This is a genomic window from Schinkia azotoformans LMG 9581 (assembly GCF_000307855.1).
Lineage (GTDB): Bacteria > Bacillota > Bacilli > Bacillales > Bacillaceae_J > Schinkia > Schinkia azotoformans.
The window spans coordinates 1-18,187 of record NZ_AJLR01000148.1 but is presented as its reverse complement, the minus strand read 5'-3'; the positions used below and the strand labels follow the sequence as shown (position 1 = coordinate 18,187).

Here is an 18,187-nt window from a genome sequence, read left to right as displayed (position 1 = left end):
ATATTTTTCTCAAAAGTGGAGTCTTCCAAAAGGAGCGAGAATGAAATGGAATTTAATTTTTTAAATGCATCTCCAGTTCCAATGGTTTTATATAAAGAAAAATTCATATATGCGAATGAAGCATTTTTTACAATGAGCGGATATAACGAGGAAGATCTTGAAAATAAATACGTTTGGGATTTCTTTGAAGAGGATGCAAAAGAGCCTTTTATGACCGGCATTCATAATAGATTGATAAATAAAATGCCTACTAAAGAGTATACGTATAAATTTTATACAAAAAGTAATGAAGTTCGTTGGCTAAAAGTAGGAACAACCACTGTTAATCAAAATGGTGAGTATATTGGTTTTGCTACATTATTCGATATAACGAGTACTAAGCTTTTTGAAGAGGCATTACTATACAAAAATGATCTATGGACCGATATCTTTAACTCCCATAGTGCGATCATGCTATTAATTGACCCTGAAAATGACGGAAGAATAATAGACGCCAATCCGGCGGCTAGCAAATTTTATGGTTACCCAATTGAAATTTTAAAAGAAATGAAAATAAAGGATATAAATAGTTTAACCAATGGGGAGCTGTTCAAAAGAATGGAGCAAGTTCAACGTGGTGAAAATAAAGAATTTATATTTAAACATAGATTAGTTGACGGAACAATTAGGGATGTAGGAGTATTTTCATCGGTTGTTAATATTAGAGGAAGAAAACTATTATTCTCAATCATAACCGATAAAACGAATGAAATTAATTTTAAGGATCAATTAATCAAGCTAAATACGGAATTAAAAGAAAGTAAGCTACGCTATCAATCATTATTTGAGAATAATCCAGAAATTTGCTTTTCATTAGATCTTTATGGGCATTTTCATAAGTTAAATAAAGTTACGGAAACAGTTTCTGGTTATAAGGTAGTGGACCTTATTGGAAAACCAATCTATAGTTTTATTGATAAAAACCAATATCCCATTATTAATGAGCAATTTTCAAAAGTACTACAAGGGAATTCCGTTAGTTTTTACACGAAGATTGTTCATAAGGATGGGCATTTACTCGATATGAATGTAACGGCTGTTCCAATCATTGTTGATCATGTGGTAGTCGGAATTATTGGATATGCGATCGATATTACAAAACAAAAACAGGTTGAGATGGATTTGATTGAAAGCGAAAAACGTTATCGATTTATCACAGAAAACTCAACAGATATCATTTCACGCCATAACGCAGACGGTTCGATTGTGTATATTTCGCCTATAGTTGAAAACATCCTCGGCTATACACCCAATGAATTAATGAAAAGCTTCGTTGAAAATCCGCCGAAAACAAGAAGCATTATTAATTTAGTGGATCATCGGGTGTTAAATTTGAAAAAAGGTGAAATATATACCTTTAGCTATGAAATGCAAACGAAAAATGGGAACTTTATTTTTTTGGAAAGCACGATAAAAGCCTTTTATGACCAAGAAGAAAATAAAATTGCTGGATTCATCGCTGTTTCCCGAGATATTACAGAGCGAAAATTATTTGAAGAAAAGCTTCAGCGAACCAATGAATTCCTTAAACAGTTATCAACAATGGATGGGCTGACGGGAATTGCGAACCGACGGAGGTTCGATGAGTTCATGGAAGTTGAATGTGCGCGATCCATAGATAGCGGTCTGCCCATCTCACTTATTTTATTCGATATTGATTTCTTTAAATTATACAATGATACGTATGGTCATCAGGCAGGCGATGATTGTTTGAAGCTTATTGCCAGCACGATAAGCCCGAAAATTAATCGTTCAAGTGATTTGTTTGCAAGATATGGGGGAGAAGAATTCGCCATTGTTCTTCCTGGAACAGACCTGAAAGGTGCTGCCAAGGTCGCTGAGAAAGTTAGAAAGGCCGTTGAAGATATAAAGATCCTTCATAGCCAATCAAAAGTTAGTAAATATGTAACCATTAGTGTCGGGGTTGTGTCCAGTGAAACTGTAAATCCGGAGCCCAAATTAATGATTGTAAAAGCAGATGATGCTCTATATTGTGCGAAAAATTTAGGAAGAAACCGCACGGTTAAGGTTGAAAAGGTTTAACTTCATTGGCGTATTTGATTAAAGAATTCCGATAATTCCATGTTATTATTTTACTTCCACGAATAATAAGAGTATAATGGTAATAGTCTGGTAATGGGGTGATCAATTTGAATTCAGATGCTAGTCTAATAGATGGTTTTGAAGAATGGCTATTTCATCAAGAGAAATCTCCTAATACAATTCATACTTACAAAAGTGCTATTCAAAAATTGAGTTATTGGTTGGAAGAAAGAAATTTAAGTTTAGGGAAGCTTAATCATAGCAGTATTCAAAACTATATGAATGAGCTTGAGGCAGAAGGAAAAAGTGCATCAACAATTGACAAAATTTATGCTACTATTCGTGTATTTGCCCAATTCCTGGAGCATCCTGCAATGGCGGATAATATTAAACGTAAGGAAAAAGAAAAAAATATTTATCAAACTATCCCTGAGTTTTTAAAAGAAGATGAACGGATAAAGCTTTTAAAAGATGTAGAAAAAGATAAAGATATTCGAAATACTACAATCGTGCACATGCTTTTGTATACGGGGGTACGGTTAACTGAATTATGTAATTTAGATCGCAGTGATATTAATATAAATGGACAAATAGGAACAGTAACGATTACGAATCCCCAGGGGGATAAGAAACGAATAGTCCCGATTCCAAAGGATGCGCTGAAAGTTTTGAAGAATTATTTGGAAACGCTACCGAAGGATTATGAAGGACCGTTATTTATTTCAAAACAGAATAATCGATTAACGACAAGATCTATTCAATATATGTTAGAAAAATATGAAATTAATCCTCATAAATTGCGTCATACATTTTGCAGGGATTTAATTGAAAAAGGGTTAGATATTGCAGTAGTGGCCCAGCTTGCTGGACATAATGATATTAATATAACAAAAAGATATCTAATAAATGTTGAGTAATTTTTATTATAAGCGATACGCACGGTTGCATTGTCTTATAATTTGTGAATATTATAACATTATATAGCGTCTCCAATTTTTAAAATTGAGACGCTTTTTTGCTTGTTTTTAACTCATTTTTCTGAAAATATATTATAATAATAAATATAAAAGATGAAAGCAGAATTGGTGAGCCATCATGAGATCAATCTTTATTTTAACAAAGGATCAAAGAAGAGCCCTATTATTAGACGTTTTAATAGTCTTTTTAGTATTAATTATCGTTGTAACCGGGGTATCGGTATATACAGGTTATAAGGTCATGAACCCGATGAAACTTGCCATCTTGCAGCTACCTTCTAAATATGATTTAGAATATGAGAATGTAACCTTTCCTAATATTTATGATGATGTCCGATTAAAAGGTTGGTGGATTCCAAGTACTAATCATGATTTTATTAGCCAGAAGGCTGTGATTTTTTCCCACAGCTATGGAGATAACAGAGAAAATATGCCGATTGATACGCTTAAACTTGCAAAAAGGTTTTCAACTGAAGGCTTTCATGTGTTTATGTATGATTTCCGCAATAGCGGTGAGTCGGAGAAAAGCTACACAACGATCGGAGCAAAAGAAAGAACGGATTTAATGTCAGCTATTCAATATGTAAAAGAAACAAAAGGAATTCATAATATTGCCCTTATCGGTTGGTCAATGGGAGCAGCCACTTCGATCATAGTCGGAAGCGAGTCAGATGATGTGAAGGCTGTTATCGCTGACAGCCCATTCGCGGACTTGGAGGAATACACGAAGAAAAACTTTACGTACTGGACAGGTCTTCCCAATCCGATTGGCAAGTATATGATCGATATTGCGGAAAATGTTTTTCTTGATTTAGATTTAAAAGAGGTTAAACCGTACGTTGCAGCTAAAGCCTATAAGGACAAGGGCTTAATGCTCATTCATAGCAAAAAGGACGGGGCTATTTCGTACAAAGAAAGTGAGCAAATCTATCATAATGCTCCTAATGCGGAATTATGGATTACAAAAAAAGGTGGACATATTCGAAATTACAAACATCAAAAGAAAGCTTATGAGGACCGAATTATTCACTTTATAGGTAAGTATATAAAAGATGATTATAGGTTTGACAGAGCTTAAAACGGGGTGAATGAATTGGATATTCGGCATTTAGAATACTTTGCTGAGGTAGCCAAACACTTAAGCTTTACAAAGGCAGCATCAACACTACATGTATCCCAGCCATCTTTAAGTAAGGCAATTCAAAATTTAGAAGGTGAGTTGGGGGTTCCTTTATTTTATCGTTCGCCAAAACAACTTGAGCTTACAGATGCTGGGAAGGCTGTCTTAATTAATACAAAAAATGTATTAGATGCCTTTCATAATTTGACATCGGAATTGAATAATATTGCTGAATTAAAGAAAGGTGAAGTTAAAATTGGGATCCCACCAATCATGGGAGCGGCTTTTTTCTCCGCTTTAATCAGTCAATATAAAGAAACTTACCCTTTAATTGACATACATCTTACTGAAGTTGGTTCAAAGGTAATAAAAGAGGGAGTAGAGGATGGAAATTTAGATATTGGATTAATTTGTAATATCCCGATTAAAAATGATAGCTTTGAAGTTATTAAACTTTTAAAAGATCCCTTAATGGTTATCGTTCACAAAGAAAACCCGTTAGCCGCTAATCAAGTTATCAGTTTTTCTCAGTTAGAAAACGAACCGTTTATCCTATATCGAAAAGATTTTTCACTTCATGATCGAATCCTAGATGTTTGTTTGAAAAATGAATTTACACCAAATGTTGTCTGTGAAACCTCTCAGAAGGACTTTATTGTTGAGATGGTCGGAGCAAAACTAGGGATTGCATTGTTGCCAAGCAAGATTTGTCAGGAATTAAAAAATGATATTGTTGCCATCCCTTTTGAACATCCGGAAATTTATTTAGAGCTAGGGATGATTTGGAAGAAAAATAAATACCAGTCCTTTGCTGTTCAAGAATTTATAGATATAGCAAAAAAGTTTACGGGTAATCAACATTAATTGGACATGAAGGCACTTAAATGCCCTCATGTCTTTTTTACTTGTCTAGCTCCAGCCCCCAGCGGGTGCTTCCGCTTTTCTTAATTTTGAACGGCAAATTTAGCTTTTGCCTCCGCACGTCTTTGATGTAGAATCGGCTCAGTGTAACCGCTTGGTTGATCATAGCCTTTAAAGATAAGGTCATAAGCAGCTTGAAAGCCTACAGAGCTGTCATAATCAGGTGCCATTGGACGATAGGCAGAATCGCCTGCATTTTGCTCATCAACAACTTTTGCCATTCGCTTCAATGTTTCTTCCACCTGTTCCTTCGTACAAATTCCATGGTGTAACCAGTTCGCAACATGTTGGCTGGAAATACGAAGTGTTGCTCTGTCTTCCATTAATCCGATATTGTTGATATCCGGTACTTTAGAACACCCAACACCTTGTTCTACCCAACGAATAACATAGCCGAGAATACCCTGGCAGTTATTATCAAGCTCTTGTTGGATTTCCTCAGGTGACCAATTTGGATTTTCTGCGACAGGCAATTGTAGAATATCATCACGCAGGTCCGTAATGTTTTTAGCAATTTCATTTTGAATATCAATTACATTTACTTGATGATAGTGCAATGCATGTAGTGTGGCAGCCGTTGGTGATGGTACCCATGCTGTATTACCGCCTGCTTTTAGATGGCCGATCTTTTGCTTTAGCATTTCGGCCATTAAATCTGGCATAGCCCACATTCCTTTACCGATTTGGGCGTGGCCTTGAAGTCCACAAGTTAAGCCCACATTTACATTTGATTTTTCATAAGAGCCAAGCCATGTAGCAGACTTCATATCACCTTTACGAATCATTGGACCAGCTTCCATTGATGTATGCATTTCATCACCTGTACGGTCAAGGAATCCTGTATTAATGAATACGATCCGGTCTTTAACTTCATAAATGCAATTTTTCAAATTTAATGAAGTGCGGCGCTCTTCGTCCATAACACCGATTTTAATGGTGTTGCGTTCCAGCTGAAGGATATCTTCAACACGTTCAAACAGCTTGTTGGCAAAGGCAACTTCCTCGGAACCGTGCATTTTTGGTTTAACGATATAGATTGAACCCTTTTGTGAATTTACATGTTTAGAATTTCCGATCAACTCATGTGTTGAAATTAAACTGCTAATCGCTGCATCTAAAATTCCTTCTGGAACTTCTTCTCCATTTTGATCTAAAACAGCATTGCTTGTCATCAAATGTCCTACATTACGGCAAAACATTAATGATCTTCCAGACAGCGTAATAGTATCACCAGTTAGGGATGTATAAGTGCGGTCAGAATTCATAACCCGTGTCATTGTTTTAGTGCCTTTTTGGAAAGTAGCTGCGAGGTCTCCTTTAATAAGACCCAACCAATTGCGATACACGCCTACTTTATCTTCAGCATCAACAGCTGCGATGGAATCTTCAAAATCCATAATCGTTGTCGTTGCAGCTTCCATAAGCACATCTTTTACGCCTGCTTGATCGGTTTTACCAATGGGATGCTCTCGATCGATTTGAATTTCAAAATGAAGGCGGTTATTTTTAAATAATACTGCGGAAGGGTTTTGGGCTTCCCCTTGATACCCAATCACTTTTTCTTTGTCTTTAAGAGTTGTAGTTTCTCCATTAGTAAGAAGCACATATAATTGATTATCTACGATTTGGTATGCTGCAGCTTCCTTATGGGACCCATTGTTTAAAGGAATTGTTTGATCAAGGAAATCTTTAGCGAAATTAATAACAAGCTCACCACGTAGAGGGTTATAAGCACCGCTTCTATCTGCTCCATTTTCTTCACTAATGGCATCTGTCCCATAAAGCGCATCATAAAGACTTCCCCAACGTGCATTGGCTGCATTGATTGCATAGCGGGCATTATCAACTGGCACTACAAGCTGAGGGCCGCCCTGGATAGCAATCTCATCATCTACATTTTGAGTAGCAATCTCGAAATCTTCCACGTCTTGTTCAAGATAATTAATTTCTTGTAAAAAGGATTTGTACTTTTCAAATTCAAACGAATCCTTATTTTTCAAATGCCATTCATTAATTCTTCTTTGCAGCTCGTCCCGACGGGATAACAATGCTTTATTTTCGGGTGATAAATCCTTTATTAGTGATTCTAAGCCGTTCCAAAATTGTTCAGAGGTGACCCGTGTTCCAGGAAGGGCCTCATGATTAATAAAGTCTTGAAGGATCGAAGCTACCTGTAAATTACCGATTTTTACATATTTAGTCATTTTCTATTTCCTCCTAAATTAAATCGTTTCTAAATAAGATAGTTCTCTCCTGAACATAAAAATATTTTTTTATCTCTATTTTTCTTTAATATTTTCATTATAAGAGTTGTCAGCCTATTTTGAAAATATATATTTTGAATAATGGGTATGCAATAATGTTATAGACGAAAAAAGAGACCGTTCTTATTGAACAGCCCCCGAAAATATCATGTTATTAAAGTTCGTGTTGTAAATCTGTATTATCGCGCTTGGACAACCATTGTTTGATGTCTGTCAAAATCGCGAAAGCCAATAAAGAATTAATAACCCACACAGTTAAGAATTGCCCAATAGTACCCAGTCTGACCGCACTGTAATCTTTAATGACCATAACAATATACGCTTCAACTAAAATTAAACCTAACCCAAGTAATAAAGCAGTCCCAGCACGATACAAATCCAAATACTTCCCTTCTGTTTCATCTTATCTGAATATTTTAATTATAACATCTCTGTGTCTATTTTTAAACAACTTTGTGTCTAGTTCGGTTTTTTATATTAGTCAATAACCTTAGTCCAAAGCTTAGCTTTGTCGTAAATTTCAGGAAATTTTTGCTCCAGTTCGTCGGCTGGAAGTGGATGACCGAAATAATAACCTTGGACTTCATCACAATTTATTTTTTGAAGGAAGTCCACTTGATTTTCCTCCTCAACACCTTCAGCAATAACATCCAATTTCAAGTTATAAGCCATCGTTAAGATCGTCGAGACAATGGCAGCATTTTCAGCATTTGTCGTAATATCACTAATGAAAGAACGATCAATTTTTAGGCGGTCGATTGGCAGCATTCTTAAATAATTAAGCGAGCTATAGCCTGTACCGAAATCATCAACACTAATTTGGATCCCTAATTGTTTTAAATGATTAAGTGTAGTAATGGCTTGATTAAAGTCCACTGTCATACTCTCTGTTATTTCAAGCTCAAGCTGGCTCGGGGCAAGTCCGGTTTCATATAAGATTTCTTCGACCATTTTAACCAGATTTGTTTGTAAAAACTGTTTGGTCGATAAATTGACTGAGACAATGATAGGATGCATTCCATTCTTCTGCCACTCTACCACTTGCCTACAGGCAGTTCTTAGAACAAATTCTCCGATTTGAATAATCAGCCCAGTTTCTTCTGCAATGGAGATGAATTTGCCAGGAGGGATAATTCCTTTTTCCGGATGAATCCATCTAACAAGTGCTTCAATGCCACTAATTTTTCCAGTTTGGATATTCACCTTTGGCTGATAATAGACTGTAAATTCATTTCGCTCCAATGCTTTTCTTAAATCATTTTCGAAAATAAGCTGTTCATAAGTGGAGTCCTTTTCCAATGGCGAATAAATACTATAATTATTTCGTCCTAACTCCTTCACCCTGTACATCGCAATATCAGCATGCTTGATAAGTGTATCGGCATCCTCGCCGTCAGTCGGATAGATAGCAATACCGATACTGCATGTAATGTGCACTTCATACCCCGATATCGTAATCGGATGATTGATCACATTGGTAATTGTTTCAGCAAGCTGTATCGCTTCATTGCCATCTTTAATTTTAGGCAGGAGGATAATAAATTCATCTCCGCCAATTCTACCAACAGTATGATCAGGTTCAACACATGAATCAATAAGATGAGCAACATGTTTTAATAGAAGGTCGCCAAATTCATGTCCAAGTGAATCATTAATAATTTTAAAACGATCTAGGTCTAGAAACATGACTCCAAGCATATAGGAATTACTTTGATTTTTAATCGACGTTAAAGCTCTGTTCAAACTTGCTTTAAAATAGCGATAGTTTGGCAAATCTGTTAGATAATCGTGATAAGCAGAAATTTTTAATGATTCATATGCTGAAACTCGATCTATCGCAATTGCAATCTGATTTGCGAAAACGGTGAGTGTATCTTCCTTGCCATTTTCGTTAAAAAAGTTTTTTTGTAGGCTTCCTATATTTAATGTTCCGATAACTCTTTCGTTAATAATTAATGGCAATGAAATCGTTGATTTGATGCCCTGTCTTAATGGAACTTGTTCACAAGGTAATATTTTGTTCATTGAAAGGTCATTCCGAACAAAGGGCTTGTGTGTTTTTGCTACGATTTCAAAGGGGGTATCAGTATACGGGACTTCACCTATCGTAATACTGTTATTATGTGTAATATAGTAAATATAAACAATATCTTTATTGTCCTCGAATAATGAGATTGAAAGTCTGTCAGGATTAATAAACGCTTTTATTTCTTTTAATATAATACTTACAACATCATAGTGACTTAAATTTTGTTTTAGTACAGCTTGAGAAATATTACCGAGCGTTTTTAATTGCTTCACTTTTTCAGAGAGTCTAGTAGTCGCCCGTAATACTTCCTTTTTCAAATTATCCTCATTTTGCTCAATCGTTGTTGCCATTTGATTGAAGACGACAGATAAGGAATGGACTTCATTCGTACCCACTTCTTTTACCTGTATATGGCGTTTTCCTTCACTCATAGCTTTTGTTGCAGCCATGAGTTCCTTTAATGGTAAAGTCAATTTTCTGCTCAAAATAATGGAAATGAACATGGAACAAGCAGAAACAATTAACATAATCAAGATTGTATATGTGTATAAATCCCTTTGTTTTGACAATAAATTATCTTTTTTAAGGGCGATTTCAATTTCACCCAAATCCGAATTAAAATAAACTAATGGCACGGTTTCAATAAATAGTTCCTTATTTGTAAATGTTTCTCCTTTTTGATTGACAACTGTCCCAGCCTGATCTCTTACGATAACATACTGAATATTTGGCTGATCCAATAGTGAGTAAGCAAGGGGAGAGATGCTGCTATAATCTTCATTAAGCATTGAAAGAGAAATGGCTGAACGTAAAGTAGTTGCTGCTGTACGTCCTTCACTTCTTAACCCATCTTCTAAGTTATCGGCTTCATGATAAAGATACATGGAGCCAAGTGAAACAATACATATTAGAAGAAGGGCGTTCATCGTTAGCCATATTCGAAATGTAATGCTATTTCTCTTTGCTAACATTTTTTATTTCCTCCAGTTTTTGTAACCATTCTTTATAAAATCTTTTTTGTTCTTCTCGACCGAACTTGTCGGTAATTTTCTCCCACTCACCAGCTGTACTTTGAAGTGCTTCTTCTGGAGTAATTTTACCAATCATCGCAAGATTTAAGTAGTGGTCTAACACTTGCATATACTCCCAACCGCCTGGGATCATTAAATCGACATTCGGATTTTCTAGGCTTTCTTTTACCGTATCCAGAAAGTTTTGATTCATTTTTTCACTAGGGAAAGGGCCCTTCCCATTTGCTGTTAAATGACTATTAAGATAAGGGTCATTGATTGTTTCAAATGATCCAATTGCATCCTTACTAGCATCAAATGATGTGATATGTTCAATAACCTGCCAAGCTTGATCCGGGTGTTTGGAGTCTTTTGATATGGAAAGGACACGACCGATCCAGGTACCACCTCTAGATGATTCTGGGGTTTCTCCTGGAACTAATGACCATCCAACCTTACCGGGTATTTTTGAATTCCAAGTTTCTTCATGTTCATCAAATGAAAACCTTGCCGTATCACTGAACTGAACAACCATAGCAATATTGCCCTGAAGAAAAGCGTTGTTCAGATCGACCCAGTCAAACATCGATTGCGGTGGTGTTGCTCCACTGTTTTCTAATGCCATCTGCTCCTCGATGGAACGAATCCCTTCTTTAGATGTGATTAGCGGATGCATGTCTTCATCGAAATATTTGCCGCCCATTGAAATGAAACGTTCAGCAAACCAAATGTACCGCTTCGAATCGGCATTAAGCGTTGCCGTACCATATATATCTATTTTTCCATCCCCATCGATGTCACGGGTTAGAAATTTTGCAACCTGTTCATATTCCTCCCATGTCTCAGGAGGAGTAAGGTCAACTCCAAATTGTTGTTTATATTCATTATTATACTTCTCAAATAAGTCTTTTCGATAAAACAGTAGGCGGGTGTCGCCGTCATAAACCACGCCATAATCATGGTTGTCATAATTCATATAAAGTTTTCGATATACAGGGATAATTTCATTATCGAATTCTTTGTTTTTAGCCATATATGAATCTAGTGGGAGGAGCATATTTCTTTCAATATATAAAGGTATTTTCGCTGGAAAAACAACAAATATATCATACGTATCGTCTGTTGAGAAAAGATAGTCTTCTAAACGATCTGTAATCCTTTGCGGATAATTATAAACGAGCTTAATATGATACTTTTCTAAAATTTCTTGTTCTTCCATCCGAAATAAAGTGATTGCTTCAGGAGATTCCGCAATGATGTGAATAGTCGTTAAATCTGGGTTACTTTGTTCAACTTTCTTGTTTGTTTGCTCAGAAGTACAACCAAGTAGTGATAATAAAAGAGAAGCTGAAATTATAGTATTTACCACAAATCTTCCTTTTTTCACAAAAATCACCCACCTTATATGACAAGTTTCACCATTATTATACCTTATATTGCCAAACAAATATTGATTAAAAAATAAAAAAAGCGAAATAGATCAGTACCTATTTCGCTTTTTTCATAAATTGTTCATTTTTTAACAAAGTAGGCAAATAGTCTACTTGGAATACATCATCTGGATATTGAATTCCATAATCATCATGATCTTCATAAAGTATAGTTTGAACGAGTTCATTTAAAGCTTCTATATAATAGTCACGTAAAAATTCGTAGCTAAAAGGTTCACTTGGAATGAAATCATCTTTACAAACGATAGGGTTACAATAATTTAAATATGTTCGACAAGGTAGTGGACGAATTTCATAAGCGATACATTCATTCGTTTCCACATTCAGCAAAGGGCATGGCAGCTGACTTGAAATATATTGAAGCTTAAAGTCGCTTATTTCTTCAAAATTAATAGAACAAAGTTTATTAATAGCATCATGATGTTTGGTAAAATATGTTTGTAAATGGTTCATGATTTGGTTTCTTCGTTCATCAGGCATACGATTAATCACGCCAATCATAAGCTTAGCCTCTAATTTTGTCGTAATAATTGGGAAATAACAGCAATTGGCGCAGCCTTTTTCGCAGCTTGGAGAAATATTCACTTTCTTTTCTATATTATTGATCTCAGAATCGACGACCTTTAACAATTCTTTGAAGGAGTAAAGAATTAGCTCCTTTCCTTCTAAATTTGTATGTTCGAATAACTCATCAATTTTATTTAAAAAAGCATCCTCGGCTGGAATATGTTGTTCATTTATTTCGTTGCAAATATCAACCATATCTTTGTAGTTAAGATAGTTTTTCAAGCCTCTCCACTCCTTACATGAATTAGAGCCTACCTTTTTATATTTTATAGAAATAATTTAAACTAGCAATAACTAAACAGCAGTCATATAATTACTTTATTATTTTTTTTTTTGGAATCGGAGGATTTTAAATGGAAGAGGAACAAAAACAACAAACGATAGGTGTGTTAAATGGGGTTTTTGCCTATATGATTTGGGGGGTCCTCCCAATATACTGGAAAGCATTAGATACTATCGTTGCAGAAGAAATATTAGCCCACCGTATTTTTTGGTCGTTTGCCCTTATGATCTTAGTATTACTATGTTTCAAAAAGGGGAAGCAGTTTCTAACAGAATTAAAAGTTATTATTTCAAAGCCTATATTGGCATTATCTGTTATTATGTCTGGGATTCTTATAAGCGGCAACTGGCTTATTTATATTTGGGCTGTAAATAACAATCATGTCCTTGAAACTAGCCTTGGATACTATATTAATCCATTAATTAGTGTGTTATTAGGGGTCATTGTTCTTAAAGAGAGGCTTAGCTTCATTCAAGTGCTATCTTTTATCTTGGCGGCAATTGGTGTCTTGGTGCTGATGTTCCAATACGGGAAAATTCCTTGGGCTGCATTATTATTGGCATTAAGCTTTGGCTTATATGGTTTAGTTAAAAAGAAAGCAAACTTAAGTTCAACTACTGGATTGACAGTTGAAACTATGGTAGTAACTCCAATAGCCGTAGTTTATTTAATTAGTCTTTATTTAGATGGAAAAGGAGAATTTGCACTTCTCTCTTTTAATACTACTAATTTATTATTAATTGGCACAGGAATTGTGACTGCTATCCCACTATTATTATTTGCGGAAGCTGCAAAAAGGGTACCTTTATCAATGATTGGTTTTATTCAGTACATTTCACCAACGATAACATTGTGTTTAGGCATATTTGTTTACCATGAACAATTTACGAAGATCGACTTTATTGCTTTTGCTTTTATTTGGCTTGCACTTGTCATTTATTCTTTATCTAATGCGAAACGAATTAGAATATTTCAACCAAAGCTGCGTAAACATAATACAAGCGTGTAAGGAGTATAGGGGGGATTATAATTATTTTTAGAAATCGATTCGGATTAGTACGGTCGGGGTGGCTTATATTTTTAGCTAGTCTGATGCTAATTGTTTTTCAAGTGCTTTTCTCCTTGCCGGGGATATTTTTGCATAGGGAGATTTTCGATCCAGGATATTACCCATGGATCGAGCTTTTAATGAATGGCGGTGGGGTAGTAGGTGCTATTTTTAGCAGTTTGCTAATTTGGAGATATATTAATAAAAAGAAAATTGTAGCGCTTGGTTTAGAACTTAATAGTTTAAATATGAAGGATTTTGTGTTCGGGTTATTTTTAGGTGGGGCCTCGATGACGCTTATTTTTATCCTATTGTTATTGACGGGGCAGCTATCGTTAAAAGTGAGTCTATTTGCACCAGACTTTTCTATTTATTCGTTAACTTTTCTAATTTTATTTATTGCCGTCGGCTTTTCCGAGGAAATATTTTTTCGCGGCTATATCATGAAAACGATGGAAGATCGTCATAATTCGAAATGGCTCCTATATGTAATGTCAGCTCTAATTTTCTCTTTATTCCATGGTATGAATCCCAATGTCTCGGTTTTTGGATTGATTAACATTGGTCTTGTAGGGCTGTTATTTTCTTATATGTATGATGCTACAAAAAGTCTATGGATGCCAATTGGGTATCATATTACATGGAATTATTTTCAAGGGAATGTGTTTGGTTTTCCGGTTAGCGGTACAGACCCGCATGGGCTATATCAAATAACTACAGAAAGTAGTGCGAAGCTCTTGACAGGGGGAAACTTTGGTCCTGAAGGTGGATTATTAGTAACGTTTTTTATCATTGCAGGTGTATTTGCTACTAATATGTACTCTAAAAAAAGAGGGTCTGGCTCCTTTGAATCGAAATATTAGAAAGATTCTAACATTTTAATTCGTAGTAAGGTGCCTGACCCTTACTTTATCTTCTTGATGTAGCTGCAACTAGTTGTTTTTCGCGTTTCTTTTCTAATTTCATTTCAATGCGATCTATTTCTTTTTCATCACGCATTAATTCTAATTTGTTCTCCCTTACTAGCTCCTCGAAAGATGGAATTCTTTTTTTCATTATTCATGATCCTCCATAGTAATTTATTCTAATTTCTTTATACTATCAGAATTTATATTTTTATTTGTCGATAGTATAAGAAAATACATCGCAATTTGCCATTGTGGGCAAATTACGTGTTTTTCTAATATTTTGTTTATGCCTTTATTATAATGTCTGCTTAATTCGACAATATATGATATTTATCACATTTTCAACTATTTTGGTGATAATTTCACAATATCTTAACAATTTTCTGAAAAATATTCATAATTCTGTCTTTAAATGGATATTTACGGAAGCCTGAGCGATTCAGTTGAATGAAGTTAAAACTTGTCGAGGTGTATTAAATATGGTAAATTATTTCTTGAAAACTGACCAAAAAACTAAAACGGTCAATCGGTGGTGAGAAAGTGGATAAAAGAGAAAAAATCATGCAAGCGGCAACTCAATCTTTTTCAATGTTTGGTTTTAAAGGGACTACGGTAGACCATATAGCTAAGATTGCAGGGGTAGGTAAAGGTACGATTTATACATATTTTGAAAATAAAGAGGTCATTCTTCAGGAAATCATCCAAGCCCTTATTCGCGAAATGAAGGAAAATGCCGAAAACGCTATAAGAATAGATCGAACAGCATTTGAAAATTTACATGAAGTGCTTTACAGTGTTTTACTTTACCGGAAAGAACATGTATTAATGATTAAGCTTTCTCAAGAGGTTAAAGAATTTGGGACAGAAGTGGCGAAACAAGTCCTTGTTCAAATTGAGAAAGAATTACTTTCCTACATACAGGTCTTCATTGAAAAAGCAATCGTTAATAAAAAATTCAAAGAATGTAACCCGGAAATAACAGCATTTGTCATTTATAAAATGTATGTTTCGTTGGTTGTAGAATTGAATGATATTCGGCATGGGATGCTTACGAATGAAGAGGTTTTTGAATTGTTTAAGCTTTATTTAATGGAAGGATTAGTGATGGCGAGATGAAGAATTTACGGTGGATCATATTTATTGGGATGTTCATTTTAATTGCTGGTGGTTTTGGGGTACTACTAACAAGTCAAGCCTCAGATGGAGGTCTAACTACCGCTAGTCCGACAGCCTATATTGAGGGGACTACCATTAATGCCAGCTTTAAAATTGGAGGAAGAATAACTGAGTTATTAGTGGAAGAAGGAGAAGTTGTAAAGAAAGGTCAAGTTATAGCTCGCTTGGAAAGCAAAGAATTAGAAAATAAAGTAGCGCAGGCAGAAGCGGCAGTTCAATTAGCGGAAGGAAAAATAACGGAAGCCAGCAGCGCGAAAAAAGCGGCTACCGTTAAAGAAGCACAGGGTAATCAAGCTGTTACGGTTACTGAACAGTCAATTGAAAGTCAAATTCAACAAGCGGAAGCTGCAGTAAAGGCAGCTGAGGCAAATGTTCAAGCACTGGATGCTAAAATTAATTCTGCTAAAGAGCTCTACGAAATTTCAACAACTAATTATGACCGGATGAAAGAATTGCAAAAAGCTGGTGCAGTAGCACAAATTCAAGTAGATGAAGCAAAAGCAAAAATGGAGCAAGCAAAGGCTGAATACTTCGCTTCCCAAGAACAGAAAAAGTCAGCAGCTGCACAAATTGATCAAGCACAGGCAACATTAAAAAATGCGATTGCCAACCGTGGCAAAGTAGATGTAAGTAAAAAAGATGTGGAATTGGCAAATGCCTCAATCGGTCAAGCAGAAGGTGCTATTGCTTCAGCCCAAGGCGGAAAAAGTCAAGCCCAAGCAGCTTTGGATGAGGCTAAAACATACCTTTCCTATACAGAATTAGTTGCTCCTGCAGATGGCGTGATTGTAACCAAATCAACGCAAATAGGAGAGCTCGTAAACACAGGTTTTCCTATTTTTACAATCGAAACGAATGATACGAGGTATGCACAGTTTTATTTTGATGAATCGGAAATTGTAAATTTAAAAACAGGTGATCCTGTTATTGTTGAATTAGTGGCATCCCATCAAAAATTGGCCGGAAAAATTAAAACGATTTCTCCTGCCGGTGATTTTGCGATAAAAAAGGCTACGCAAAGTATTGGTGAAACTGATATCCGTTCATTTGCGCTTAAGGTTGAGTTACCGGACCTACCTGCTGAAATCCCAACAGGCATGACTGTAAAATGGGTTGGAGATGGTGAGCTAAAATGAAATTAAGCATTGGTCATATCATTAATGAAGAGTGGAGAAATATTTTTAGGGACAAGCGTTTATTTGCTGTGCTTTTCCTTATACCAATATTATATACAGCCATGTTTGGTTATCTCTACTCCCATCATCGTGTAACCGAAATGGATACCGTTATAGTCGATCGAGACCGCAGTCAATTAAGTCAAAAAATAGTCCAGGCTTTTGATGAAACAGAAAGCTTTAATGTTATTAAACTAGTGAATTCGGAAGCGGAGATCCAGCCATTGCTTGAAGCGGGAAAAGCAAAGGTTGCTATCGTTATTCCGAACAATATGTTTAACAAAGTATTGCGCGGGGAAGAAGCGCCTATTTTAACAATGATTGATGGAAGTAATATGCTTATTTCAAACTCAGCCACGAAAGCAGCAAATGAGGTTATTGCTAATTTCAATTTTGGAACAGCAGCGAAAAAACTCGCGCAAAACAAATTTAATTCAGAGCAAATACAATTAACCTTTCAATCCATCCCTTTTCGCTCAAGGGTTCTTTATAATGGAACATTTAATTACAGCACTTTTCTAGTCTACGGCTTAATAGGGGTTGCCTTGCAACAAGTATTGTTGTTGGGCTTATCATTAACGATTACCCGTGATAAAGAACAAGGTAATTGGAACAGATTTAAAGAATGGCGTGAATGTCCTTGGCGGATTGCTTACGCAAAATCTGCACCATACTTTTTAATTGGAATCTTTAATTTTATAACAACGTTTTTAGTTGCCATTTACGGCTTTGACTTACCGTCAAATGGAAATCTCTTTGCTGCCATTGGATTAGCCGTTTCCTTTACGTTTGCTTTATTAGGGATCGGTTATCTTGCAAGTTTGTTTTCTGCAAACCAAGTCGGGGCAACACAAATTACGATGTTAATTGCCGTTCCATCATTTTTACTGTCTGGTTTTACTTGGCCATTTGAGGCAATGCCTAAATTGTTAAGTGTCATTGGTCACTTATTACCATTAACCTATTTTCTTGATGGAGTACGAAATATTTTTATTAAAGGTGTTGGCTTTGAATTAATTTGGAAGGATTGCTTAGTCCTTTTATTAATGGGGTTGTGCACATTTTTAGTTGCTTTTATCGCCTCGAGCCTCAGGGTGTTTTGGAAAAAGAGAGAAGACACACAAAACGATATTGAAATAGTGGGCTGACTTTTGTCAGTCTTTTTGTGCGACGGGC

At 35.6% G+C, this 18,187-nt stretch carries 15 protein-coding genes; 9 read left to right on the top strand and 6 right to left on the bottom strand.

Annotation, left to right across the window (positions count from 1 at the left end):
• Positions 1-45: 45 nt before the first annotated feature.
• From BAZO_RS21330 to BAZO_RS18335, 4 genes are all read left to right on the top strand, one after another.
• Positions 46-2,082 carry a sensor domain-containing diguanylate cyclase gene (locus BAZO_RS21330; RefSeq protein WP_003332938.1) on the top strand — a complete coding sequence of 679 codons (2,037 nt, stop codon included), beginning with the start codon at positions 46-48 and terminating at the stop codon, positions 2,080-2,082.
• A 107-nt stretch (positions 2,083-2,189) separates the two neighbouring features.
• A complete protein-coding gene (locus BAZO_RS18345) occupies positions 2,190-2,999 on the top strand; it encodes a tyrosine-type recombinase/integrase (RefSeq protein ID WP_003332937.1) in 810 nt (269 codons plus the stop codon).
• A 178-nt stretch (positions 3,000-3,177) separates the two neighbouring features.
• Positions 3,178-4,137 (top strand): alpha/beta hydrolase, encoded by a 960-nt coding sequence (locus tag BAZO_RS18340; RefSeq protein WP_003332936.1) that lies wholly within the window; start codon positions 3,178-3,180, stop codon positions 4,135-4,137.
• 15 nt (positions 4,138-4,152) lie between these two features.
• Positions 4,153-5,043: a LysR family transcriptional regulator gene (locus BAZO_RS18335; RefSeq protein WP_003332935.1), complete on the top strand. Its 891-nt coding sequence runs from the start codon at positions 4,153-4,155 to the stop codon at positions 5,041-5,043.
• An 80-nt stretch (positions 5,044-5,123) separates the two neighbouring features.
• Here BAZO_RS18335 and BAZO_RS18330 read toward each other — a convergent pair whose 3' ends face one another.
• From BAZO_RS18330 to BAZO_RS18310, 5 genes are all read right to left on the bottom strand, one after another.
• Entirely contained in the window at positions 5,124-7,304 is a 2,181-nt protein-coding gene (locus BAZO_RS18330; protein WP_003332934.1) for a malate synthase G, read from the bottom strand.
• 214 nt (positions 7,305-7,518) lie between these two features.
• Positions 7,519-7,746, bottom strand: coding sequence for a hypothetical protein (locus BAZO_RS18325; RefSeq protein ID WP_003332933.1), 228 nt, complete (start codon positions 7,744-7,746; stop codon positions 7,519-7,521).
• Between the two features lie 95 nt (positions 7,747-7,841).
• Complete coding sequence (locus tag BAZO_RS18320; protein WP_003332931.1) at positions 7,842-10,364, bottom strand: EAL domain-containing protein; 2,523 nt, start codon at positions 10,362-10,364, stop codon at positions 7,842-7,844.
• On the bottom strand, positions 10,345-11,790 hold the full coding sequence (locus BAZO_RS18315; RefSeq protein WP_003332930.1) for an extracellular solute-binding protein: 1,446 nt from the start codon (positions 11,788-11,790) through the stop codon (positions 10,345-10,347). The genes BAZO_RS18320 and BAZO_RS18315 overlap by 20 nt, the downstream gene beginning before the upstream one ends.
• Before the next feature lie 100 nt (positions 11,791-11,890).
• Positions 11,891-12,643: a YkgJ family cysteine cluster protein gene (locus BAZO_RS18310; RefSeq protein WP_003332929.1), complete on the bottom strand. Its 753-nt coding sequence runs from the start codon at positions 12,641-12,643 to the stop codon at positions 11,891-11,893.
• Between the two features lie 131 nt (positions 12,644-12,774).
• On the opposite strand from BAZO_RS18310, the gene rarD reads away from it, so the two are divergent.
• Both rarD and BAZO_RS18300 read left to right on the top strand, forming a co-directional pair.
• A complete protein-coding gene (gene rarD / locus BAZO_RS18305) occupies positions 12,775-13,713 on the top strand; it encodes an EamA family transporter RarD (RefSeq protein ID WP_003332928.1) in 939 nt (312 codons plus the stop codon).
• A gap of 128 nt (positions 13,714-13,841) precedes the next feature.
• Positions 13,842-14,615 (top strand): CPBP family intramembrane glutamic endopeptidase, encoded by a 774-nt coding sequence (locus tag BAZO_RS18300; protein WP_235786754.1) that lies wholly within the window; start codon positions 13,842-13,844, stop codon positions 14,613-14,615.
• A gap of 46 nt (positions 14,616-14,661) precedes the next feature.
• On the opposite strand, the gene BAZO_RS21940 is transcribed toward BAZO_RS18300, so the two are convergent.
• Positions 14,662-14,808, bottom strand: a complete 147-nt coding sequence (locus tag BAZO_RS21940; RefSeq protein ID WP_081585771.1) for an FbpB family small basic protein — start codon at positions 14,806-14,808, stop codon at positions 14,662-14,664.
• Positions 14,809-15,221: 413 nt separating this feature from the next.
• On the opposite strand from BAZO_RS21940, the gene BAZO_RS18295 reads away from it, so the two are divergent.
• The 3 genes from BAZO_RS18295 to BAZO_RS18285 are packed head-to-tail and all read left to right on the top strand — an operon-like array spanning position 15,222 to position 18,159.
• Positions 15,222-15,776: a TetR/AcrR family transcriptional regulator gene (locus BAZO_RS18295; RefSeq protein ID WP_039957745.1), complete on the top strand. Its 555-nt coding sequence runs from the start codon at positions 15,222-15,224 to the stop codon at positions 15,774-15,776.
• Positions 15,773-16,972 (top strand): HlyD family secretion protein, encoded by a 1,200-nt coding sequence (locus BAZO_RS18290; RefSeq protein ID WP_003332925.1) that lies wholly within the window; start codon positions 15,773-15,775, stop codon positions 16,970-16,972. The genes BAZO_RS18295 and BAZO_RS18290 overlap by 4 nt, the downstream gene beginning before the upstream one ends.
• Positions 16,969-18,159, top strand: a complete 1,191-nt coding sequence (locus tag BAZO_RS18285; protein WP_003332924.1) for an ABC transporter permease — start codon at positions 16,969-16,971, stop codon at positions 18,157-18,159. The genes BAZO_RS18290 and BAZO_RS18285 overlap by 4 nt, the downstream gene beginning before the upstream one ends.
• The last annotated feature ends 28 nt before the right edge of the window (positions 18,160-18,187 follow it).